This is a genomic window from Methylobacterium platani (assembly GCF_001653715.1).
GTDB lineage: Bacteria > Pseudomonadota > Alphaproteobacteria > Rhizobiales > Beijerinckiaceae > Methylobacterium > Methylobacterium platani.
This window is the reverse complement of the sequence record NZ_LWHQ01000016.1, coordinates 1-21,347: the sequence shown is the minus strand read 5'-3', so window position 1 is coordinate 21,347 and position 21,347 is coordinate 1. Positions and strand designations below refer to the sequence as shown.

General features: G+C 71.1%; 19 protein-coding genes. 4 read left to right on the top strand and 15 right to left on the bottom strand.

Annotated elements, in window-relative coordinates; translation table 11 throughout:
• Positions 1–233: 233 nt before the first annotated feature.
• Positions 234–458, top strand: a complete 225-nt coding sequence (locus A5481_RS08850; RefSeq protein WP_048433885.1) for a hypothetical protein — start codon at positions 234–236, stop codon at positions 456–458.
• A 27-nt stretch (positions 459–485) separates the two neighbouring features.
• Here A5481_RS08850 and A5481_RS08845 read toward each other — a convergent pair whose 3' ends face one another.
• The 6 genes from A5481_RS08845 to A5481_RS08820 form a co-directional block, all read right to left on the bottom strand.
• A complete protein-coding gene (locus A5481_RS08845) occupies positions 486–1,145 on the bottom strand; it encodes a class II aldolase/adducin family protein (RefSeq protein ID WP_048433886.1) in 660 nt (219 codons plus the stop codon).
• On the bottom strand, positions 1,138–2,481 hold the full coding sequence (locus A5481_RS08840; RefSeq protein ID WP_048433887.1) for an NTP/NDP exchange transporter: 1,344 nt from the start codon (positions 2,479–2,481) through the stop codon (positions 1,138–1,140). The genes A5481_RS08845 and A5481_RS08840 overlap by 8 nt, the downstream gene beginning before the upstream one ends.
• A complete protein-coding gene (locus A5481_RS08835) occupies positions 2,478–3,203 on the bottom strand; it encodes an NADPH-dependent F420 reductase (RefSeq protein ID WP_048433888.1) in 726 nt (241 codons plus the stop codon). The genes A5481_RS08840 and A5481_RS08835 overlap by 4 nt, the downstream gene beginning before the upstream one ends.
• Complete coding sequence (locus tag A5481_RS08830; protein ID WP_048433889.1) at positions 3,193–4,113, bottom strand: aldo/keto reductase; 921 nt, start codon at positions 4,111–4,113, stop codon at positions 3,193–3,195. The genes A5481_RS08835 and A5481_RS08830 overlap by 11 nt, the downstream gene beginning before the upstream one ends.
• 115 nt (positions 4,114–4,228) lie before the next feature.
• The gene (locus A5481_RS08825) at positions 4,229–5,500 is read right to left on the bottom strand and encodes a cytochrome P450 (RefSeq protein WP_048433890.1); all 1,272 of its coding nucleotides are present in this window, start codon (positions 5,498–5,500) and stop codon (positions 4,229–4,231) included.
• The gene (locus tag A5481_RS08820; protein ID WP_048433891.1) at positions 5,497–6,708 is read right to left on the bottom strand and encodes an ABC transporter substrate-binding protein; all 1,212 of its coding nucleotides are present in this window, start codon (positions 6,706–6,708) and stop codon (positions 5,497–5,499) included. Before A5481_RS08820 ends, A5481_RS08825 begins: the two co-directional genes overlap by 4 nt.
• 285 nt (positions 6,709–6,993) lie before the next feature.
• Between A5481_RS08820 and A5481_RS08815 the strand changes: the two genes are divergently transcribed.
• Positions 6,994–9,399 (top strand): EAL domain-containing protein, encoded by a 2,406-nt coding sequence (locus A5481_RS08815; RefSeq protein WP_156311836.1) that lies wholly within the window; start codon positions 6,994–6,996, stop codon positions 9,397–9,399.
• Between the two features lie 215 nt (positions 9,400–9,614).
• Positions 9,615–11,057 carry a phosphatidylinositol-specific phospholipase C domain-containing protein gene (locus A5481_RS08810; RefSeq protein WP_048433892.1) on the top strand — a complete coding sequence of 481 codons (1,443 nt, stop codon included), beginning with the start codon at positions 9,615–9,617 and terminating at the stop codon, positions 11,055–11,057.
• A gap of 437 nt (positions 11,058–11,494) precedes the next feature.
• On the opposite strand, the gene A5481_RS08805 is transcribed toward A5481_RS08810, so the two are convergent.
• The 7 genes from A5481_RS08805 to A5481_RS08775 all read right to left on the bottom strand — a co-directional run bounded on the left by A5481_RS08805 (position 11,495) and on the right by A5481_RS08775 (position 19,322).
• On the bottom strand, positions 11,495–12,250 hold the full coding sequence (locus A5481_RS08805; RefSeq protein WP_048433906.1) for a 2-keto-4-pentenoate hydratase: 756 nt from the start codon (positions 12,248–12,250) through the stop codon (positions 11,495–11,497).
• A 7-nt stretch (positions 12,251–12,257) separates the two neighbouring features.
• Positions 12,258–13,835, bottom strand: coding sequence for a gamma-glutamyltransferase family protein (locus A5481_RS08800; protein WP_048433893.1), 1,578 nt, complete (start codon positions 13,833–13,835; stop codon positions 12,258–12,260).
• A 205-nt stretch (positions 13,836–14,040) separates the two neighbouring features.
• Positions 14,041–14,964, bottom strand: a complete 924-nt coding sequence (locus A5481_RS08795; protein WP_048433894.1) for an ABC transporter ATP-binding protein — start codon at positions 14,962–14,964, stop codon at positions 14,041–14,043.
• Positions 14,961–15,977 (bottom strand): ABC transporter ATP-binding protein, encoded by a 1,017-nt coding sequence (locus A5481_RS08790; protein WP_048433895.1) that lies wholly within the window; start codon positions 15,975–15,977, stop codon positions 14,961–14,963. The genes A5481_RS08795 and A5481_RS08790 overlap by 4 nt, the downstream gene beginning before the upstream one ends.
• Positions 15,974–16,879, bottom strand: a complete 906-nt coding sequence (locus tag A5481_RS08785; RefSeq protein WP_082173114.1) for an ABC transporter permease — start codon at positions 16,877–16,879, stop codon at positions 15,974–15,976. The genes A5481_RS08790 and A5481_RS08785 overlap by 4 nt, the downstream gene beginning before the upstream one ends.
• Positions 16,876–17,820, bottom strand: coding sequence for an ABC transporter permease (locus A5481_RS08780; protein WP_048433896.1), 945 nt, complete (start codon positions 17,818–17,820; stop codon positions 16,876–16,878). Before A5481_RS08780 ends, A5481_RS08785 begins: the two co-directional genes overlap by 4 nt.
• Entirely contained in the window at positions 17,820–19,322 is a 1,503-nt protein-coding gene (locus A5481_RS08775) for an ABC transporter substrate-binding protein (protein ID WP_048433897.1), read from the bottom strand. Before A5481_RS08775 ends, A5481_RS08780 begins: the two co-directional genes overlap by 1 nt.
• Positions 19,323–19,723: 401 nt before the next feature.
• Between A5481_RS08775 and A5481_RS08770 the strand changes: the two genes are divergently transcribed.
• Positions 19,724–19,972 (top strand): hypothetical protein, encoded by a 249-nt coding sequence (locus tag A5481_RS08770; RefSeq protein WP_048433898.1) that lies wholly within the window; start codon positions 19,724–19,726, stop codon positions 19,970–19,972.
• Between the two features lie 15 nt (positions 19,973–19,987).
• Here A5481_RS08770 and A5481_RS08765 read toward each other — a convergent pair whose 3' ends face one another.
• Together A5481_RS08765 and cysC are read right to left on the bottom strand one after the other, a co-directional pair.
• Entirely contained in the window at positions 19,988–20,203 is a 216-nt protein-coding gene (locus tag A5481_RS08765; protein WP_048433899.1) for a hypothetical protein, read from the bottom strand.
• A 109-nt stretch (positions 20,204–20,312) separates the two neighbouring features.
• Positions 20,313–20,888, bottom strand: a complete 576-nt coding sequence (gene cysC, locus A5481_RS08760; protein ID WP_048433900.1) for an adenylyl-sulfate kinase — start codon at positions 20,886–20,888, stop codon at positions 20,313–20,315.
• Positions 20,889–21,347: the final 459 nt, after the last annotated feature.

Sequence of the window (21,347 nt, the reverse complement as noted above, 5' to 3'; positions counted from 1 at the left end):
CGCAGCGCCTTCGAACGGACCCGTCCGAAGGCGCTGGCTCGAGCTCGCACGGTCTCCATTTCCTCGCCTCGGCCCTGATGCCACGGCGCGAGGGTATGACGGCGCGCCGGCCCGATCGGCCGCAGCACCATCCGGGGGCTTCGAACCGGACGGCGCCCGCGCCGTCGCCTTGCCTGGCTTCGTCCTCGCCGGCGCGCTACCTATATCGTGCTCGATGAGCGTGGGAGTTCGCCATGAGTGAGGTGCAGGTCAGCGTCTCGATCCCGGATTCCGACCGGTTCGAGAGCACCGTCCAGGCCGCGAGCGCGATCGGCCTGAAGGTGCAGGACAAGCTCGACATCCTCGGCGTCGCGACCGGATCGATCAGCCGCAGCGCGCTCGGAAAGCTGCGCGACGTGCCGGGCGTCGACAGCGTCGAGGTGCAGCGCGAGGTCGGGATCCCGGCGCGCGTCCGGTAGGCTCGCCCGTCTCATGTCCGGTCCGTCTCATGTCCGGTCCGTCTTGGGCCGCGGCCCGTACGACTTGAACCGCTCCATCGCCTCGGCCACCTCGGCCTCGCTCAGGATGTGCGGCCGTCCGACCTGGAGCGCCACGGCGTATTGCCGGCACAGGGTCTCGAGCTCGACCGCGAGCCACAGGGCCTTCGCCAGATTCGGCCCGGTGGCGATCATGCCGTGGTTGGCGAGCAGGCAGCAGGTGCGGTCCTGGAGCGCCTCGAGCGCGCGTTGCGACAGCTCCTCCGTCCCGAACAGCGCGTAGCCGCCGCAGCGCACGGTCGGCCCGCCGGCGGCGGCGATCATGTAGTGGGCCGCCGGGATGTCCTTGCGGCACATCGCGAAGGCGGTGCAGTAGGTCGGGTGGGCGTGGACGATCGCCGCGACGTCGGGCCGGGCCCGCAGGATGTCGCGGTGGAAGCGCCATTCGGAGGAGGGCGGGAGCCGATGGTCGGCCCGGCCGTCCATCGTCATCGGCACGATGTCGTCGGGCGTCATCTCCTCGTAGGGCAGGCCCGACGGGGTGACGAGCAGGCCCCCGCCGAACCGGGCCGAGACGTTGCCGGAGGTGCCCTGGTTCAGCCCCTGGGCCGCCATGCTGCGGCAGGTCTCGACGATCGCCTCGCGCAATGCCGCCTCGGTCTCAGCCATCGCCCGCCTCCGCCGGTGCCGGTGCCCTCTCCCTCGCCATAGCCTCCTGCTGGCGCCCGAGCCAGAGCCCGTTGACGAGCCAGGCGAGCGACAGGGGCACCGCCACCACCGAGAGAGCGGTGGCGCTCAGGCCGAGCCAGGCCACGAGGGCGTAGGACCACGCGCCGACCTGGTCGCCGAGGCGGTACACCACCGTGTCGATGAAGGCCTTGGCCTTGTAGCGGTCCTCGCGCGGCAGCACGGTGAACAGCACCTCGCGCACCGGCCGGGCGATGGCGAAGTTGCCGGCCCGGCGCAGCACGCCGAACACCACCACGCTGGCGATGGTGGGCGCCACCGCGAGCAGCCCGAAGCCGAGCGCGCTGACGAGCGGCAGGATCGCCAGGGTGAGCCCGACGCCGAGCCGGCGCACGATCCGCCCGGTGAGGAAGAGCTGGACGCCGAGCGTCAGCACGTTCACCGCGAGGTCGACGGAGGCGAAGAACGTCGTCTGCGAGGCCCGGTCCGGGAAGGTGCGCTTCGCGATGCCGGCCTGCTCGAAGTACAGGAAGGTCGTGGTGATCGAGAACAGCAGCAGGAACAGGCTGATGCCGATGAGGTAGGGCGAGCGCAGGGCCCGGCTGATGCCGGCGAAGGGGCTGCCGCCGATCGCCTGGGTCGCCGCCCCCGGCTCGCGCGACAGCGCGTCCGAGATCCGCGAGAGCCCGCGCATGCTGACGACGGCGAGCTCGAGGAGGGCGGCCGCCGCGAGCAGCAGGAACGGGGTGGGCACGTCCCGCGCCAGCACGGCGGTGAAGGCCGAGCCGGTGATGGCGCCGAGCGTCGCGCCCGCCGCGATGAAGCCGAACAGCCGCTTGCCCTGCTCGGTGTCGAACACGTCGACGATGGTGGCCCAGAAGATCGAGACCACGAACAGGTTGAAGATCGACAGCCAGACGAAGAACACCCGGCCGATCCACACCGCCTCCTCGGGCCCGCTGCGGTAGAGGACGACCGCGAAGACCAGGATGTTGGCGGCGAAGAAGCGGTAGGTGATCGGGATGAAGCGGGCCCGCGGCAGCCGGCGCACCAGCCAGCCGAACGGCACGTTGAGCACCAGCATGCCCACCAGCGTGGCGGTGAACAGCCAGGGCAGGTTCTCGAGCCCGCCGGCGAGCCCCATCTGGTCGCGGATCGGCCGCATCACGTAGTAGGACGAGAGCAGCGCGAAGATGTAGAGCCAGGCCCAGCCGAGCGCCGGCACCTCCTCCGGCCGCACGTCGGTGAGGCGCCGCAGCCAGGCCGGCACCGCGAGGCCGCCGCGCGCCGCCCCCGCGGCGCCGGGCGCAGCGCTCATTCGGCGACCCCGAAGGCCTTGCGGGCCTCTGGGCCGGTGGCGTCGCGCTGGAAGCCGGGGCTGCCCATCTGGAACTTCCTCGCGGCATCCAGGCCGCCGACCACCACGGGGTCGAAGCCGGCATCGCGCACCAGCGCGGCGGCGACCTCCAGGGCCTGCTTGTCGTCGCCGGCGATCGGCACCGCCATCGGGGCGCCGCTGCGGTGGGCGTTCTGGGCGAAGAGCTTGTAGTTCGCGGCGTTGAAGGCCCGGACCAGCCGGGCGCCGGGCAGGTACCTGGCCGAGGTGGCGCCGATGCCGGCGCTCTCGGCCTCCGCCGCGAGGTCGCCGTCCCGCGCCTTGGTGGCGTTGCCGGCATCCAGCACGACCTTGCCCTTCAGGGCGGCGGCGTAGGTCTTCCCCAGCTCCGGATAGGCCCGGTACGGCACCGCGATCAGCACCGCGTCGCCGAAGGCGAGCGCCTGCTCGACCGTGCCGGCCCTGGCCGGCGGTCCGAGCGTCTCGACGAGGGGCTTCAGCTCCTCCGGGTGGCGCGAGGCGAACATCACCGGATGGCCGGCCTTGACCCACAGGCCCCCGATGGTGCCGCCGATGTTGCCGCCGCCGATCACGGCGATCGGGATCTTCGACTCCTGCGCCAGGGCGGTCCCGGCGACGGCGGGAGCGGCGGCGAGCGCGAGGGCGAGCGCCCCGGTCAGCAGCGTGCGGCGATCACAGGCCATCGATCAGTTCCTCCATCTTGCGGCGGGTGGCGGCGTCGGGCAGGCGCCCGCGGGCGGCGCCGAGATTGTCCTCGACGTAGCGGACCTGCGCGGTGCCCGGCACCGGGCAGGTCACCGCCTCGTGCGACAGGACGTACTTGAGAAAGAATTGCGGCCAGCTCGCGCAGTCGAACTCGGCGGCGAAAGGCGGCAGGTCGCGGCCGCGCACCAGGTTGAACAGCCGCTCGCGCCCGAACGGCACGTTGACCATCACGGCGACGCCGCGGTCCCGCGCCAGCGGCAGGATGCGCTCGGCGGCCCGGCGGGCGTCGACCGCGTAGTTGACCTGGATCACGTCGAGCGTCTCGGCCTTCATCAGGGCCTCGAGGTCGCCGTACTGCCCCTCGGCCCAGGTGGTGGCGCCGAGGTAGCGGATGCGCTTCCTCTCCTTCAGCTCGCGCAGGAGCGGCAGCTGCGCCGCCGGGTCGATCAGGTTGTGGACCGCGATCAGGTCGATCCGGTCGGTGCCGAGGCGGCGGAACGACTGCGCGATCTGCGCCTGCCCCGCCTCGCGTCCCCGCGCCGCCACCTTGCTGCACAGGAAGACTTTTTCGCGCAAGCCCGTGTCCGTCAGGATCCGGCCCAGCACCTCCTCGGCCCGGCCGTAATCCGGCGCGGTGTCGATCACCGTGCCGCCGAGCGCCACGAACCGCGCCACCGTCTCGCGCAGCGGCGCCATCGCGTCCGAATCCGGCGCCACGTCGTAGCGCCGCGAGGTGCCTATGCCGATCGCCGGCACCGTCTCGCCGGTGGAGGGGATCGGGCGGCGGATCAGGCCGTCGCCCTGCGCAGAGGCGCGGCCGGAGGCCAGGCCGGCCGCCAGGGAACAGGCGAAGGAGCCGGCCAGCACGGCGCGGCGGTGGAGCGTCATGCAAAGATCCCTTCGGCTCGTCGATCGCCGGCGGGAGAGTAGGGCGCGGCGGGAGGCCTGCCCACGCCCCGCCCGCACACAAGCGCTTGAGGTCGCTTGTGCTTGAGGGAAGCGCCTATCCCAGCCGCGCCGGCAGCCGCAGGAAGCCGCGGAAGCGCACCCGCTGCGAGCGCTCCGGCATCCCGTCGAGGCGGTAATCCGGGAAGCGGGCGAGGAAGCGCGACAGCGCGATCCGGCCCTCGAGCCGGGCCACCGCCATGCCGACGCATTGGTGGATGCCGCTCGCGAAGGCGAGGTGGCGGTTGGGATCGCGGGCGACGTCGAAGGTGTCGGGATCGGGGAACTGCGCCGGATCGCGGTTGGCGGCGCCGATGCAGAGCGTGATCTGGGTCCCGGCCGGGAAGTCCTGGCCCTCGATCGCGAAGCCCGTCGTCGCCACGCGGTTGCCGAGCTGGTTCGAGCTCTCGAAGCGCAGCACCTCCTCGACGCCCTTTCGCATCAGCTCCGGCTCGGCGAGGAGCCGCGCGCGGGCGTCGGGATGCTCGGTCAGCAGGTGGAGGCCGTTGCCGATCAGGTTGGTGGTGGTCTCGTGCCCGGCATTCAGGATGAAGATGCAGTTCTGCAGCAGTTCCTCGGGCGAGAGCCGCTCGCCGCCGACCTCGCCCTGGATCAGGCGGGTGAGGATATCCTTGTCCGGATCGCCCGGCCGGCGGCGACGGTCGGCGACGAGGTGCTCGAGATAGGCCAGGAACCCCGTCACCGCCCGGTCGCCGGCGGCCTCGACCTCCGGCGACAGGACGGGCTCGAGGGCGCCGAGGATCGCCAGCGACCAGTCGCGCAGCGGCCCGCGCTCGCTCCGCGGGACGCCCAGCAGGTTGCCGATCACCTCGACGGGAATCGCGGCGGCGAAGTCCTCGATCAGGTCGATGCGGCCCCGCGCCTCGGCGGCGTCGAGGAGGTGATCGACCAGCGCGACGATGCCGGCCTCCATCGCGGCGATCGCCCGCGGCGTGAACGCCCCCGCGATGATGCGCCGGACCCGCGTGTGGCGCGGCGGATCGTTGAAGACGAGGCTCGTCGTGTGGTGCCGGTAGAGCGGCGAGGGCCCGGCCTCGCCCCGGGAGTCGATCCGGAACTTGGCCCCGAACTCGACGGTCTTGTCCGAGCTGAAGGTCGCGGCGTCCTTGTAGACCCGCTCCAGGTCGGCGTAGCGCGTGAGCAGGATCTGGTCCTCGCCCGAAGGCCCCCGGCCCATCCGGTGGACCGGCGCGTGGGCGCGCAGGGCCGCGTAGGCCGGGTAGGGGTTCGCGATGAACCCCTCCGGCAGGCGCCTGAGGTCGAACCCCGCGGCGAGGGCGGGATCGCCCGTCCGGCTCGCACCGCTCATCCGCGCTCCTTCGGGGCGCAGGCCGGGTTCATCGGCAGGAAGGCCTCGCCCTGCGGGATGGTGCGCAGCACCTCATAGAGGTCCCACGGGCCCTTGGAGGCGGCGGGCTCCTTGGCCCGGTAGAGCACCGGATCGTAGAGGAGGCGCCCGTCGGCCCGCAAGGTGGCGGGGTGGTCGAAGAACGCCACCGGCAGGCTGCGCATGGCGGCGTTGGCGGCGACCGCCTCGTCGGTGCCGGCCTTGTCGACCGCCTTCAGGTAGTGGGTCACCGCGGCGTAGATCAGCGCCTGGTTCTTCGTCGGCATCGCGCCGGTGCGCTCGTGGAAGCGCGTGGCGAAGGCCCGGGCGGCGTCGTTCTGGTCCCAGTAGAACGCCGAGGAGAAGGTCAGGCCGCGCGCCACCGGCAGGCCGAGGCCCTTGATGTCGGTGACGTAGACGAGGAAGCCCGTCAGCGTCTGGCGGCCCCCGGTCAGGCCGAACTCGTCGGCCTGCTTGACCGCCTTGGTGAAGTCGTCGCCGACGCTGGCGAAGGCGACGACGTCCGCCCCCGAGCTCTGGGCCTGGAGCAGGAAGGAGGAGTAGTCGGCGGTGTTGATCGGGTGGCGCGAGGTGCCGACCACCTTGCCGCCGAGCGACTCGACGACCGTGGTCGCCTCCTTCTGCAGGGCGTGGCCGAAGGCGTGGTCGACGGTGATGAAGTACCACGACTTCCCGCCGCGCTCGAACACCGCCCGCGCCGTGCCGGCGGTGAGCGCGTGGGTGTCGTCGGTCCAGTGCGAGCTCACGGGCGAGCAGGTCTTGGCGGTGAGGTCGGAGGTCGCCGCCGCGGTGATCATCACCGTGCGGTTCTTCTCCTTGGCGACCGCCTGCACGGCGAGCGCGATCGCCGTCACCGGCAGGTCGACGATGGCGTCGACCTGGTCGACGTCGTACCAGCGCCGGGCGATGCTGGACGCCACGTCCGGCTTGTTCTGGTGGTCGGCCGAGACGATCTCGACCGGCTTGCCCCGTATGCTGCCGCCGAAATCCTTGACCGCCATCTCGGCCGCCGCCACCGAGCCGCGCCCGCCGCTGTCGGCGTAGGGGCCCGAGAGGTCGGTGAGCACGCCGATCCGCACCCTGTCGTCGGAGATCTGCGCCGCGGCCGGGGCGGCGAGCGCCGCGAGCGTCAAGGCGGCTCCGGTCAGGGCGGCGGTCAAACGGATCATCGTGGGCTCCTCCCGGGCGCCCGCGTCGTTCCCGCGCGAGGTCGCCCTGTCGTCTGTTCGCCCTTCACAGCCTATCCGGGCCCGCGAGGCAAGCGCCGCGTGCGCACCGATGCCCCGCGCGGCCCGGCGGAGCCCCGACGCGCGACACGCCTGACGTTAAGGGAGCGTCAGCCCGGTTGCGGCTACGGTGAGCGGGACGTGGAGCGGGCCGCCGTCGATCCGCACGTCCCGGAGGACCGGTCGCCGCGACCGGTCGCGACGCATCGTGCCATCGAGGTCGCCCGCATGCTGAAGCCCAGGCCGAGCCTCGGCCTCCTCGCCGACCTGCTGGACGGCCTCGACATCGGCCTGTGCGCCTTCGACGCCGACGACCGGACCCTCGGCTGGAACCAGACCTTCCTGTACCTCTTCCCCGAGCATGACGGGTTCGTGCGGGCCGGCGAGCCTTACCGCGAGAACCTGCTGCGGTTCTACCGCACCCGCCTGACCTCCGACGAGCTGCCCTACATCGAGGAATACGTCGCGAGCGGGATCGCCCGCCACCAGGCCCAGACCCGTCCCTACGAGTTCGAGCATCGCGGCACCTGGCTGCGGGTCTCGACCCAGACCATCCCGGGCCTCGGCCGGGTGCGGCTGTGGCGGCCGATCACCCGGGAGGCCGCGCCCGCAGGCTCCCGCGCCGCCGCGGAGGCGGCCCAGGGCGCGCCGGACGGCATCGCGGCGGCGAATGCCGACGGGCGCATCGTCTCGGCCAACCGGCAGTTCGGCCAGCTCTACGGCGTGGCCCCGGCCGAGGCCGTCGGCCTGACCTTCGAGGCGGTGGTCGTGCGGGCCTGGCAGCAGGCCGCCGAGGCGCCCCCGGACCAGCTCCTGGCGCGCCTGCGCGAATCCCTGCGCTTCGAGGGCGCGCCGTTCGAGGTGCCGCTGCCGGGCGAGCGCTGGATCCGGGTGATCGAGCATGCGCGCGCGGGCGGCGCCCGCACCGGGGCCCATTTCGACATCACCGGGCTCAAGCGCGAGCAGGCGGCGCTCCGGGCCGCCGAGGCCGAGGCGCGCCGCAGCGCGAGCCATTTCCGCGGCATCCTCGAGCACGCCCCGTCCGGGATGCTGGTGGTCGATGCCGAGGGCCTGCTCGTCGAGGCGAACCGCGCCTTCCGCGACGCGCTCGACATCGACGCGGCCGGTCTCCTGGGGCGGCCGCTCGCCGCCCTCGTCCCGCCCGAGGAGGCGGGCCTCCTCGGCGACGTGCTGGCCCGCGCGGCCGGGGAGGACGGGCCGGCGACGGCCGAGCTGCGCTTTCGCCGCCGGGACGGCGGCACGCTCTGGGCCCGGGTCTCGGCGGTGCGCCTGCACCTGCCGTCCGATCCCGTCGCCGCCTCGCCCCCTTCCACCCTGCTGCAGGTCGAGGACGTCACGGCGCGCCGCGAGGCCGAGCGGCGGATCGCCCACATGGCGCGCCACGACGCGCTCACCGACCTCCCGAACCGGGTCCTGTTCCGCGAGCGCCTCGACGCCCTGCTGGCGGCGGGCGGCTGCGCGCTGCTATGGCTCGACCTCGACCGGTTCAAGGTCGTCAACGACACGCTCGGCCACGCCGCGGGCGACGCGCTGCTCCGCGAGGTCGCCCGGCGGATGCGGGCGGTCCTCGTCCCGCGCGACACGATCGCGCGGCTCGGCGGCGACGAGTTCGCGGTGCTGCTCCCCGAATCCGATGCCCTGGCGGCCTCGCAGGCCGCCGCCGCCCTCGTCGAGGCGATGCAGGCCCCCATCACGGTCGCCGGCCGGCCGATGCATGTCGGCGTCAGCATCGGTGTGGTGCTGAGCTCCCGGCACGGCGGCGACGCCGACACCCTGATGGCCCGGGCCGACCGGGCACTCTACGGCGCCAAGGCCGCCGGCTGCAACACCTTCCGGCTCTACGACCCGGCGATGGACGCGGCGGCCGAGGAGCGGCAGGGCCTCGAGCTCGATCTGCGCCTCGGCCTCGAGCGGGCTGAGTTCGCGCTGCACTACCAGCCGATCGTCACCGCGGCGGAGCGGCGGACCGTGTGCCGCGAGGCGCTGGTGCGCTGGCGCCACCCGACCCGCGGCCTCGTGCCCCCCGGGGCCTTCATCCCGCTCGCCGAGGAGACCGGGCTGATCGACCGCCTCGGCGCCTGGATCCTGCGCCGGGCCTGCCACGACGCGGCGGCCTGGACCGACGGCGCCCGGGTCGCCGTCAACGTCTCGGCGGTGCAGATGCGGCACGGCCCCTTCGTCGCCACCGTCCGGGGCGCCCTGCGCGCATCCGGGCTTCCGCCGCACCGCCTCGAGATCGAGATCACCGAGACCGTGCCGATCGAGGGCGAGGCGGCCGACCGGCTGCGGGCCTTGCGACGCCTCGGGGTGCGGATCGCGCTCGACGATTTCGGCACCGGCTACTCGTCCCTGAGCTACCTGCGCCGCTTTCCCTTCGACACGATCAAGATCGACCGGTCCTTCGTCGCCGACATTGCCGATCCCGGCACCGCCGCCATCGTGCGCGCAGTGGTCGGCATCGGGGCGCAGCTCGGCGCGACCGTCACCGCCGAGGGCATCGAGACCGAGGAGCAGTTCGCGGCGGTGCGGCGGGAGGGCTGCACGGAGGTGCAGGGCTACCTCATCGGGCGGCCGGCGGCGCTGGACGCGGGCGGACGACGCGCGGACCCGTGACCCGCCGGAGGCGGGGCCGGTCCGCGGAGGAGCGTCGATGAGCGCCGCCGATTCGAAAACCGGCTGTATAAATTACTAGGTCTCTTGTTTTTCGGCAATCTACGCAATTTTAAAAATCATCTTCTCGATCGCGTGCTGCCGTCATGCATTGACGCAGGGGCGATAGAATATACATTCCGACTTGATCCCGGTGATTCGAGATTCGGAGCCATAGTGTGACAACCACTGGATTTTCTCTTCAGATCGTCAACGCAACGCCACATGATCTCAAGTTGATCGGACAGTCAAAATATCAGATGGGGTGGGCTCCCGTCGATCGCGTCAGGGCGAACGATTTTGCGCAATTCTATAGTGAATTCGATCAGGGTGCGTTCACATACAGCATCGACGATGCTGCCGATGCGATCTATGTCCTGGACGGTGTCGAACATTTCGAGGTGAGGATTCACGTCGCCAAGAACGGGGTCAACAACCTGCCGAGCCCGTATCCACCGTCCGAGGCAGGATATGGGTTCTCGGTGGAATGGGTCGGCGTTCCCCCGGGCTACGCCGTCTATCCGCCGCGGGACGGCAGCAACCACTCGCCGGTCGGGTGGATACACGATGGTGTCGTCACGATCGCAATCGGATACTTTCCCGGCTTCGAGCAGAAGCCCTTATCCGCGTACCCGGTCCCCGTCTACGGCCCGGACGGAACGACGTCGGATTGGTCCGCTCTGCGGTCATCCGTCAAGCATTGGTCGAAGAACTGGATGGAGGCGTATTCCGTCTGCCTGCAGAATCTCACAATCCCCGAGCTCACCCTGCCGGGAACGCACGATGCCGGCACCTATGCGGCCACCGGCGTATCGCAGCAGTGGGTGCAGACCCAGTACCTCAGCCTGCAGGAGCAACTGGAGCAGGGAATCCGGGCGCTCGACATCCGGTTGCGCATCGACGGCAGCGGCACTGACAGGTTCCAGTTCTGTCATGGCGATTACCTGACCAATCTCTCGTACAAGGACGGTCTCGGTCAGGTCCTGGGCTTCCTGGCGGAGGTACGCAGCGAACTCGTCATCCTGGATTATCACCGGTTCGAGGGCGATTGGAGCGAGGCCGATTTCCACGATCTGGCGGCGCTGACGCAGGCGATGATCGGCGACTTGCAGATCCCGCGCTCTGCCAGCGCTCACACGGTGTCGGAACTCCTCGGTCAGCCCGGCCGGGTCGTCGTCGGCATGGGGCAGCATTCCGGCGGCGCCATCACCGACGGCGTGCGCGCCTGGTTGCGCGACAACACGACCTTCTGGGCCGACGCCGTCGAGCAATACTGGGCGGGCACGAGTGTCGCCAAGTGGGGTACGATCGCAGGATATATGCAGCAGCAATTGGACGCGCTGGCAAAGCCCCGGGATCATGTTTGGGCATTGATGTCACAATATAATTATTATGCCCCTGGACCCGGTATGCCTGCAAATGCTCCTGTAGAGATTTCTAATTTCTTTGCTGGCAAAAACGGCCTTCGCGCAAATGTCATCTCGACCGACTGGTGGAACAGAGTCAATTCGACGCCACTTCAGCTTGAGACGGACATACCGAATTTCTCGGCCTTGATCAGCGCCGTCCCGATGAACTTGCTCAAGGGGTATCGAGCGAATAACGACCTTCCGCTGTTCTGACGATGGATGTTGCGGCGCGAGCAGGGCGGAGTCGCGTGCCCGTCGGCCGGCGCAGGGAGATCGTCCATTCGGCCATCGGGCGATGGATCGACCCTGGATGATACCGCCGCGCCTTCGGATGCGTCCGGTGCATCGGCCCGCGCGGTGAAGCCGCGGGCTTCGCACGCCTGAGCGAAGCCGGTTTCCGCATCGCGAAGCGATCAGCCGGAAACCGTCATGAGAGGAAATCCGGAAGTCTCCTCCCGGATTTCATCACGTGGCGAGTCATCACGTTGCGAAACCGGGTGCCGCATTGCGACGTACCCGGCCGGGAACCCATGACGACCGCCATCGCCCCGTGGGCGCGCCCGCGCTGGCGACGCCGGTGGAGGGCGGGCGCGGCGCTCGATCGACCAGCACCGTGTTCCGGCCCCCCTGCCGCAAGCGGCCGTCCACGCTCACCCGATCGCCAGCGCCACGCTCCCCAATCCCGGGAACTCCGCCGCGATCCGCGTCGGTGCCGTGACGAAATCCGTGCCCGTGCAGGAGCCGGTGGTGACGACTTGGCCGGCCTTGAGGCCACCGAGCGACCGCGCGCCCTCGTTGGCGAGCCAGACCAGCAGGCGCACGGGGTCGACCGCCGAGTTGCCGCCGACCTTCTCGTGGAGAACGGTTCCGTCGATGGCGAGCCGCACCGCTTGCGTCACCGGGTCGAGGTGGCGCCAGTCCCGCAGCCCGGGCCCGAGCACCAGGACGCCGTGGTTCTGCTGGTCGGCGCGCTGGCTGTGGGGATCGACCGCGCCGAACACGGTGAAGCGGGTATCGGCGATCTCGATCGCCGGGTGCAGGGTCTCCACCGCCGCCAGCACCGCGTCCCGGTCGTAGGGGCCGGCCTCCGGGGGGAGGTCGCGGCCGAAGCGGTAGGCGATCTCGGCCTCCGCCCCGATCAGGTGGAACAGCGAGGCCGGCAGGGTCTCGGTCTCGAAGATGGTGTCGGCGTTGAGCGCGGCCCGGGCCGGGGTTGCGGTAGCGCTCGGCGCCCCCACCTTCCAGCCGGCGACCGGGCCGAGCGCGCGCACGACCGCGTCCTGGACCGCGTAGGCCTGCGCCTCGCTGCCCGGCCGGGCGCCCTCGGGGAGGACGTCGAGGCGGGTGCCCGTGCGGCGGGCGTCGAGGAGTGCTGCGACGGCAGCGTCGATGTCGAAGGGGGGCATGGTCACCTCAATAGCCGAGCGCGCTGCCGTCCTTGCGCGGGTCGGAGCCCGCGGCGAGCACCCCGCGCGCCCGGTCGATCCAGATGATCTGGCCGCCGCCGATCGGGCCGGAGGCCGGGATGATGCGGTGGCCGCGCGCCTCGAGCCCGGCGACGACGCCGTCCGGGAAACCCGGCTCCATCTCGATGCCGCCGCCATAGGCGAAGCTGCGCGGGGCATCGAGGGCCTCCTGCACGTCGAGGCCGCGGTCGATGATGCCGGTCAAGAGCTCGACATGGCCCATCGCCTGGTAATGCCCGCCCATCACGCCGAACGGCGCCACCGTCTCGCCGTCCCGCATCAGCATGCCGGGGATGATGGTGTGCATCGGCCGCTTCCTCGGCCCGATCGTGTTCGGGTGGCCGGGATCGACGCGGAAGGACAGGCCGCGATTGTGCAGCAGCACGCCGCTCTCCGGCGCGGTGATGCCGCTGCCGAAGCCCTGGAAGATCGAGTTGATCAGCGAGAGCGCGTTGCCGTCGCGGTCGACGACGCTGAGATACACCGTGTCCTTGTGGAGCAGTTCGGGCCAGATCACCGGCTCCTGGGCGCGGGTCATGTCGATGGCACCGTGGGCGCTCGCCCGCCAGGCCTCCGACAGAAGGTGCTCCACCGGCACCCGGTTGAGCACCGGATCGGCGAACAGCGCGTCGCGGTGGTGATAGGCCTGCTTGCAGGCTTCCGCGAAGAGGTGGACCCGGTCGAGCTCCGAGAGGGCCGCGATGTCGTAATGCGTCAGCACGTTGAGCATCATCAGCACCGCGAGGCCCTGGCCGCTCGGCGGGCACTCGTAGACGTCGTAGCCGCGATAGCGGGTGGTGACCGGGGTCACGACCTCGGGCGCCGCCGTGGCGAAGTCGTCGAGCGTGTGCAGGCCGCCGAGATCGCGCAGGCGCGCGACGATGTCCTCGGCCACCGGCCCCTCGTAGAAGCCGCGCGGGCCCTCGGCCGCGATGCGCTTGAGCGTGGCGGCGAGCTTCGGGTGGCGCATGATCGTGCCGACGCCCGGCGCCTGCCCGTCGATCAGGTAGGTCGCGGCGGAGGCCGGATCGCCGGCGACCCGCTCGACGCTGCGCGACCAGTCGAGGGCGACGCGCGGCTGCACCGGGTAGCCGTGCTCCGCGTAGCGGATCGCCGGCTGCAGCACCTCGCCGAGGCTGCGGGTGCCGTGATCCTGAAGCAGCTTGCCCCAGGCGGCGACCGCGCCGGGCACCGTGACGGCGTGGGGCGAGGTGGGCTCGAGCGTGATGCCGCGTTCCAGGAACCAGGCATCGTGCGCCGCGGCCGGGCTGCGGCCGGAACCGTTGAGGGCGATCGGGGCCTTGGCGCCCTTCGGCGCGTAGAGGGCGAAGCAATCGCCGCCGATGCCGGTCATCAGCGGATCGACCACGCATTGCACCGCCACCGCGGCGATGCCGGCATCGACCGCGTTGCCGCCCGAGCGCAGCACCTCGATCGCCGCGAGGGTCGAGAGCGGGTGCGACGTCGCAACGGCGGCGTTGGCGGCGTAGACGGGCGAGCGCCCGGGCCTGGAGTAATCCCTCACCGTGACGTTTCCTCATGAGGTCGATCGGGTCGATCGACGAAATTGACAGCTTCCCCGTCATTCCGGGCTCTGCTTTCGCGACCCCGGAATGACCACGGGACACGACACAGGCGGCGGCGCGGGGACGGGAGCGACGGCATGCGCGCAGCCTCCCGTGCGGAACACCAACGCGGGTATGAAATCCGGCAACGCACCAGGCAAGCTCTTACGCATCCGCCGCCCGCGCCACCCAATGCCCGGGGGCGACCTCCTCCAGCGCCCCGGCCTCCGGGATGACGGCGGCCGGCGCCGCGCGCGTCGCCTGCAGGCGGGCCCGCTCGGCCGCCGGATCGGGCACCGGCACCGCGCCGAGCAGCGCCCGGGTGTAGGGATGGCGCGGATCCTCGTACAGGGTGTCGCTGTCGGCCAGTTCCACGATGCGCCCGCGGCGCAGCACCGCGACCCGGTGGCAGAGGTAGCGCACCATCCTGAGGTCGTGGGAGATGAAGAGGTAGGACAGCCCCAGCTCCTCCTGGAGGTCCTGCAGCAGGTTGACCACCTGGGCCTGGATCGACACGTCGAGCGCCGCGATCGGCTCGTCGGCGACGATGAAGCTGGGCTTGAGCGCGATCGCCCGGGCGATGCAGAGCCGCTGGCGCTGGCCGCCGGAGAACTGGTGCGGGTAGCGCCCGGAAAAGCGCGGATCGAGCCCGACCCGCTGGAACAGGCCGGCCACCGCGTCGCGACGCTCGGACGAGCCCATCTCGGACCGGTGGAGCCGGAACGGCTCGGCGACGTAGGCGCCGGCGCTCATCCGCGGATTGAGGGCGGCGTAGGGGTCCTGGAAGATCACCTGGATGCGCCGGCGCATCCGCCGCATCTCCGGCGCCGGCAGGGTGCGCAGGTCGATGCCCTCGAACGCGACGGTGCCGGCGCTCGGCGGGTTCAGCATCGTCACCGCCCGGCCGATCGTCGACTTGCCGGAGCCCGATTCGCCGACGAGGCCGAGCGTCTCGCCGGGCGCGATGTCGAAGCTCACGCCCTCGACCGCGCGGAAGACGGACGACCGGCCACCCCACCAGTGGCGCAAGGGATAATGCTTGCTCAGGTTCTTCACCGAGAGCAGCGGCTCGGGCTTCACCGGCTTCATCGCCCGGCTCCCAGCAGCGCCGGCAGGTCGTACCAGGCGGCCGCGAGGTGGCCCGGCACGCTGCCCGCCACCTGCGCCAGCGGCGGCGCCTCGGCCCGGCAGCGCGGGGTGGCGTAGGGGTTGCGGGGCGCGAACGGATCGCCCGGCGGGGGATGACGCATGTCGGGCGGGCTGCCCTCGATCTGGCGCAGGCGCCCTCGCCCGGCCCGGCCGCGGCTGAGATCCGGCAGGGAGCGCAGCAGCCCGAGCGTGTAGGCGTTGCGCGGATCGGAGAACACTGCGTCGACCGGCCCGCGCTCGACGATGCGGCCGGCATACATCACCTGCACGGTGTCGGCGATGCCCGCCACCACGCCGAGATCGTGGGTGATCCAGATGATCGCCATGCCGATCTCGCGCTTGAGTTCCTGCACCAGGGCGACGATCTCGGCCTGCACGGTGACGTCGAGGGCGGTGGTCGCCTCGTCGGCGATCAGGAGTTTCGGCCGGCAGGCGAGCCCGATCGCGATCATCACCCGCTGGCGCTGGCCGCCGGAGAATTCGTGCGGGTACTGGTCCAGGCGCCGGGCGGCGTCGGGGATGCGTACGAGGTCGAGGAGGTCGCGGGCGCGCGCCTTCGCCTCGCGCGCGTCGAGCCCGCGGTGCAGACGCAGCGGCTCGGCGATCTGGGCGCCGACGGTCATCGCCGGGTTGAGCGAGCTCATCGGGTCCTGGAACACCATGCCGATCTCAAGGCCCCGCACCCGGCGCAAGAACCGCTCCGGCAGCGCCAGCAGGTCGCGGCCTTCGAAGAGAACCTGACCGCCGGTGATCCGGCCCGGCGGGCGCGGGACCAGCCCGAGCATGGCGAGCACGTGGACGCTTTTCCCTGAGCCCGATTCGCCGACGATCCCGAGGGTCTCGCCCTCGCGCAAGCCGTAACTCACGCCGTTGACCGCGTGGACGGTGCCGCCGTCGCTGTCGAAGGCGACGGCGAGGTCGCGGACATCCAGCAGGGGAGGGGACCCGGTCATCGCCGCTCCCGCGGATCGAGGGCATCGCGCAACCCGTCGCCGACGAGGTTGAAGGCGAGCACCGCGAGGAAGATCGACACCCCGGGCCAGATCGCCATCCAGGGCGCCTGGTCGAGGAAGTTCTTGGCGGTGTTGAGCATCGAGCCCCAGGACGGTTCGGGCGGCTGCTGGCCGAGGCCGAGGAAGGACAGGCTCGCCTCGGCGATGATCGCCGCCGCGATGGTGAGGGTGGCCTGGACCAGGATCGCCGGCACGATGTTGGGCAGGATGTGGTGGAGCGCGATCCGCCAGGGCGGGTTGCCGACGGCGCGCGCCGCCTCGACGAACTCCTCCGCCGCCACCGCCTGCACCTGGGCGCGGGTCAACCGCACGAAGATCGAGGTCGCCGAGAGCCCGATCGCCACCATGGCATTCGTCAGGCTCGGGCCCAGGAAGGCGGCGAGCGCGATGGCGAGGATCAGGAAGGGGATGGCGAGCAGCGCGTCGGTGAGGCGCATGATCGCCCCGTCGATGACGCCGCCGGCATAGCCCGCCAGCATCCCGAGCGGCAGGCCGAGGGCGACGGCGAGGGCCACCGAGGTCAGGCCGGCCCCGAGCGAGGCCCTTGTGCCGAAGACGATGCGCGAGAGCACGTCGCGCCCGACCTCGTCGGTGCCGAAGAGGTGGGCGAGGTCGGGCGCGGCCCGCACCGCGCCCCAGTCGGTGGCGGTGGGATCGTAGGGCGCGATCCATTCGGCGCCGAGGGCCAGCAGGCTGAGCAGCACCACGACGATGAGGCCGGCGAGCGCGCCGCGGCGGCGGCGGAAGCGGCGCCAGAACGCGCGAAGGGCCCCCGGCTCCGGCGGCAGCGCGGCGGCCGGCACGGCCAGCCCGGCCGGGGTGGAGAGACCGGCCTCGCTCATGCGCGCCTGAGCTTCGGGTTGACCAGCGCCGAGGCGAGATCGGCCGCCAGGTTGAGCAGGATGTAGGTCGCGGCGGTGCAGATCACGACGCCCTGCACGGTCGCGAAGTCGCGGTTGAACACGGCATCCACCATCAGCTTGCCGAAGCCCGGCACCGAGAACACCTGCTCGGTCAGCACCGCCCCGGAGAGGAGCTGGCCGAATTCGAGCGCACCGAGCGTGATGATCGGGATCGCGGCGTTGGGCAGCGCGTGGCGCAGGACCACCCGGGCGGTCGGCACGCCCTTGGCCCGGGCGGTGCGGACGTAGTCGGATTGCAGCACGCCGAGCATCGCCGCCCGCGTGTGCCGCATCATCACCGCCGCGATGGCGTTGCCGAGCACGAAGGCCGGCATCGCCATCGAGCGCAGGTTCTCCGCCAGGCTCTCGCCCGGCGGGACGTAGCCGGAGGCCGGCAGCCAGCCGAGCTGCACCGAGAACAGCAGGATCATCAGGATGCCGAGCCAGAAATTCGGCACCGACAGGCCCCAGAGCGCGACCCCGTTAGCGAGCCCGTCGATCCAGGTCCCGGGCCGGACCGCCGAGAGGATCCCCATCGGAACCCCGATGACGAGGGCCACGAGCATCGCCAGGCAGGCAAGCTCCAGGGTCACCGGCAGCTTCTCGCGGATGAGCTCGATCACCGGCTTCTGCAGCCGGATCGACTCGCCGAGATCGCCCTGCAGCACCCCGGTCGCCCAGTAGGCGTAGCGGACCGGCAGCGACCGATCGAGGTGGTACTTGGCGCGGATGAAGGCGATCACCTCCGGGTCGCGCTCCTCGCCCGAGAGGGCGGTGGCGGTGTCGCCCGGCAGCAATTGCTGCAGGGCGAAGATGATCATCGAGGCCAGCACCAGGGTCGGGACCGCCAGCGCCAGGCGTCGCGCGAGGAACCGCAGCATCAGTCGAGCTTCAGGCCGGTGAAGCGCACCAGCCCGTCCGGATACTCGCCGAACCCGGTGAGCCTCTGCGAGTAGGCCCAGAGCAGCCGGCGGTGGAAGAGGTAGACCAGCGGCTTGTCGGTGAGCACGCGGTCGGCCAGCCGCTTCCACGCCGCCTTGCGCTGGGCCGCATCGGTGGTGAGCCGTTCGGCGTTCATCGCCGAATCGGCCTCCTGGTTGCAGTAGCGCGAGTAGTTGAGCGGCGTCTTGCAGGCGAGGAAGCTGTAGGTGTTGCCGTCCGGGTCGGGCCGGCCGCTCCAGTTGTAGAGGTAGGCCTCGAAACTGCCCTTGTCGGCCTGGTCGAGCGAGGTGGTGAAGTCGGTGGCCTGGAGCTTCACGTCGAAGCCGGCCTCGCGGGTCATCGCCTGGATCACCTGGCCGACCTGCGGCGCGTCGTTGTTGGCGTAGACCATCATGGTGATCGAGGGCTTCTCGACCCCGGCCTCCTTCAGGAGCGCCTTGGCCTTGGCGACGTCGCGCTTCGGCACCGGATACTCGGCGACGTAGTTCGGGTTCTTCGGCGAGACCCACTGGTTCCCGGCCAGGTACTCGCCGTTATAGACCACCTGCGTGATCGCGTTGCGGTCGATCGCGGCCTCGAAGGCGGCGCGCACCCGCGGGTCGGCCACCGGCGAGCCTTCGCGGGCGGTATTGAACACGATGCCGGAGAAGCCGAGCTCGTAGGCCTGGCCCACCTTCAGCTTGGGGTCGCGCTTGACCTGCGCCAGATCGGTGGGGGCGAGGCGCTCGATCAGGTCGAGCTGGCCGGCCCGCAGGTTCGTCAGCCGCACCGTCGTATCGGGGATCGGCCGGAACTCGATCCGCTTGATCTGGATCGCGTCCTTGTTCCAGTACTCGTCGAATTTTTCCACGACGATGCGGTCCTGCGGCACCCGCTCGACGAACCGGTACGGCCCGGCGCAGACCGGCGCGGTGGCGAACTTGTCGCCCAGCCGCTCGGCGGCCTTGGGCGAGACGATCATGCCGGCCCGGTCGGTGAACTGCGCCAGCAGCGGTGCGAACGGCGTCTTCAGGGTGATCCGGACGGTCAGGTCGTCGACCGCCTCGACCCTGTCGATCGGCGCGATCTCGCCGCGGCGCTGCGAGCCCGGCAGCTTCAGGTGGCGCTCGAGCGAGTACTTCACCGCCGCGGCGTTCATCGGCTCGCCGTCGTGGAAGCGCACGCCCGGCCGCAGGGTGAGCGTCAGGGTCTTCTGGTCGTCCGACCAGGTCCAGCGGGTCGCGAGCTGCGGCACCGGCTTCAGGTCGGGCCCGATATCGACCAGCTTGTCGCAGAGCGCCGCGAACACCATGCGGCCGGCGAAGGTGCGGGCGAGCGTCGGATCGAGGGCGTCCGGATCCTCCATCAGGCCGAAGCGCAGGGTCTGGGCCTGAGCCCCCGCCGTCGGGGCGGCGGCGAGGGCGAGGCCCGCGAGCAGGCAGGCGGTGAACAGACGCGGCATCGCGCTTCCTTCTGCAGGATCGTGGTGAGGATCTCGACGCGAGGATCTCGGGAACACGACGCTCGATCCTCCCCCGGCCGGGACGCGCCTACGGGCAGGCAGTATCCGTGCCAGCCGCCCCGCCTGTGCCTGCACGGTCGTCGCCGCTACTCTGCGCCCGCTCCCGGGAGCGGCGCAATGCCGGGCGCGCGGCGTGGTGTAAGATCTTCACGTCCGGGCGTCCCGGTGCCGCGAGCGTTGCATCCGGGGGGACGGTCCCCGCGACGTGACGCGGGGGCGGCCCCATGCGTGCCGTCCTCGTCCGTGCTATGGAGCCCCGGGCGCGACCCCGGCACGCGAGCCGGGGCGCCACGGCGCGGCCGCTCCGGTCGTGCTTCGAGACGAGGTTCCAGGGCATCGCCATGCAGGCTGAGATCCCGATGCGCCGCGTGACGGCGATCCGCTGCTATCCGTCCGGCGAGCGCGACGATCCCGATCAGCGCGTGCTCAACGTTCTCGAATGCGGCCACGTCGTCAGCTTCGAGGGCGCGAACGCCGTCGCCGCCCTGCTCGCCAAGCGTCAGCTCTGCCTCAAATGCGCCGAGGAGGCCAAGGAGGAGACCAAGAGCGCCGACGAGGGAAAGGCCGCGGCGTCGCCCCCTTCCACCTGACCGCGCGACGTCATCTCAATACGTGGCCATGGCCTGGGTCATCATCGCCACGAGCTGGTCCGGATCGGATGCGTGCTGGATGCCCGCGACGATCAGCAGGCAGACCGCCAGGGCGAAGACCAGGTAGGCCAGGATCGGCGTCAGGACCTCGGCCGAGGCCCGGGCCGCGTGGAGGACGAAGCATCCCGCCGTGAATCCGGCCGCCTCGGCCATGGGTACCAGCTCGACCATCTCTCCGCTCCACTCCGGCGTCTATGCTGCACTGCAACATAGACGCCGGGGGCGGCGCCGACCAGCGCTCGCCGCGCATCCGCCTCATGCGGTGCGGGCGGTCGCGGCCTCAGGGTGCGCAGGCGATCGCGCCGCGCTGCCGCAGCGCCTCGAGCACCTGGCCGGCCAGCGCGTCGGCGTCGTGCGCATCGGTCCGCAGATGGATCTCGGGCGCCTCCGGCGGCTCGTAGGGCGAGGTGAGACCGGTGAAATGGGGGATCTGGCCGGCGACCGCGCGGGCATAGAGCCCTTTCGGATCGCGGCGCATGCATTCCGCCAGGGGCGTATCGACGAAGACCTCGAGGAATTCGTCCGCCTCGACCAGTTGCCGTGCCAGCATCCGCTCGCGCCGGAACGGCGAGATCAGCGAGCAGATCACGATCAGGCCGGCCTCCAGCATCAGCTTGGCGACCTCGGCGGTCCGGCGGATATTCTCGATCCGCGCCGCGTCGGTGAAGGTCAGGTCCTTGTTGAGCCCGAAGCGCAGGTCGTCGCCGTCGAGCCGCATGGTATGATGGCCGCAGCGCCACAGCGCCTCCTCGACCCGGCCCGCGATCGTCGACTTGCCCGCGCCGGACAGGCCGGTCATCCAGAGGATCAGGGGCTTCTGGCCTTTCAGCTCGGCCCGTGCGCGCTTCCCGAGCATGGGGACGGTCCGCTGGATCGCCGGAGCACCGGACGGCGGGGAGAGAGGGGTGTCTCCGGGGCGGGCCATTCGATCGGGAAACTTTCTCGCGCGGAAAACAGGCCGTCCGGCTTAATCCGTTCAGCAGAGTCGTGCGTGTTCATCGGGAAGTTGTGTTCGTCCGTCAAGAACCCGACGGGCGGTGGTCGCCCGAGCCGCGTCTGAACCGGACGCAAGGCGCTGGCTGTGGACCTCGCGCGGTTCCGGCCGACACCGGCCTCCTTGCTCGATGCCGCTGTCGCGAGGGCTTCACAAACCGGTTGACGGGCCGAAACGCGGGGCCTATACGACCACCCATCGGCGCCGGCCGCGACAGCGGCCCGGGCGCTGAGCCATCTTCGAGACAGTCCGGGCCGGCGAGCCTGACCTTGGTCAGGCGCTGGTCCCGTTGTCGCCGACGATACCCCGGTTTCGGCCGGG

Bases quoted from the DNA above. Each gene is read 5' to 3' on its own strand.
- A5481_RS08850 (WP_048433885.1), top strand. From the start codon at position 234: ATGAGTGAGGTGCAGGTCAGCGTCTCGATCCCGGATTCCGACCGGTTC.
- A5481_RS08845 (WP_048433886.1), bottom strand. From the start codon at position 1,145: ATGGCTGAGACCGAGGCGGCATTGCGCGAGGCGATCGTCGAGACCTGC.
- A5481_RS08840 (WP_048433887.1), bottom strand. From the start codon at position 2,481: ATGAGCGCTGCGCCCGGCGCCGCGGGGGCGGCGCGCGGCGGCCTCGCG.
- A5481_RS08835 (WP_048433888.1), bottom strand. From the start codon at position 3,203: ATGGCCTGTGATCGCCGCACGCTGCTGACCGGGGCGCTCGCCCTCGCG.
- A5481_RS08830 (WP_048433889.1), bottom strand. From the start codon at position 4,113: ATGACGCTCCACCGCCGCGCCGTGCTGGCCGGCTCCTTCGCCTGTTCC.
- A5481_RS08825 (WP_048433890.1), bottom strand. From the start codon at position 5,500: ATGAGCGGTGCGAGCCGGACGGGCGATCCCGCCCTCGCCGCGGGGTTC.
- A5481_RS08820 (WP_048433891.1), bottom strand. From the start codon at position 6,708: ATGATCCGTTTGACCGCCGCCCTGACCGGAGCCGCCTTGACGCTCGCG.
- A5481_RS08815 (WP_156311836.1), top strand. From the start codon at position 6,994: ATGCTGAAGCCCAGGCCGAGCCTCGGCCTCCTCGCCGACCTGCTGGAC.
- A5481_RS08805 (WP_048433906.1), bottom strand. From the start codon at position 12,250: ATGCCCCCCTTCGACATCGACGCTGCCGTCGCAGCACTCCTCGACGCC.
- A5481_RS08795 (WP_048433894.1), bottom strand. From the start codon at position 14,964: ATGAAGCCGGTGAAGCCCGAGCCGCTGCTCTCGGTGAAGAACCTGAGC.
- A5481_RS08790 (WP_048433895.1), bottom strand. From the start codon at position 15,977: ATGACCGGGTCCCCTCCCCTGCTGGATGTCCGCGACCTCGCCGTCGCC.
- A5481_RS08785 (WP_082173114.1), bottom strand. From the start codon at position 16,879: ATGAGCGAGGCCGGTCTCTCCACCCCGGCCGGGCTGGCCGTGCCGGCC.
- A5481_RS08780 (WP_048433896.1), bottom strand. From the start codon at position 17,820: ATGCTGCGGTTCCTCGCGCGACGCCTGGCGCTGGCGGTCCCGACCCTG.
- A5481_RS08775 (WP_048433897.1), bottom strand. From the start codon at position 19,322: ATGCCGCGTCTGTTCACCGCCTGCCTGCTCGCGGGCCTCGCCCTCGCC.
- A5481_RS08770 (WP_048433898.1), top strand. From the start codon at position 19,724: ATGCAGGCTGAGATCCCGATGCGCCGCGTGACGGCGATCCGCTGCTAT.
- A5481_RS08765 (WP_048433899.1), bottom strand. From the start codon at position 20,203: ATGGTCGAGCTGGTACCCATGGCCGAGGCGGCCGGATTCACGGCGGGA.
- cysC (WP_048433900.1), bottom strand. From the start codon at position 20,888: ATGCTCGGGAAGCGCGCACGGGCCGAGCTGAAAGGCCAGAAGCCCCTG.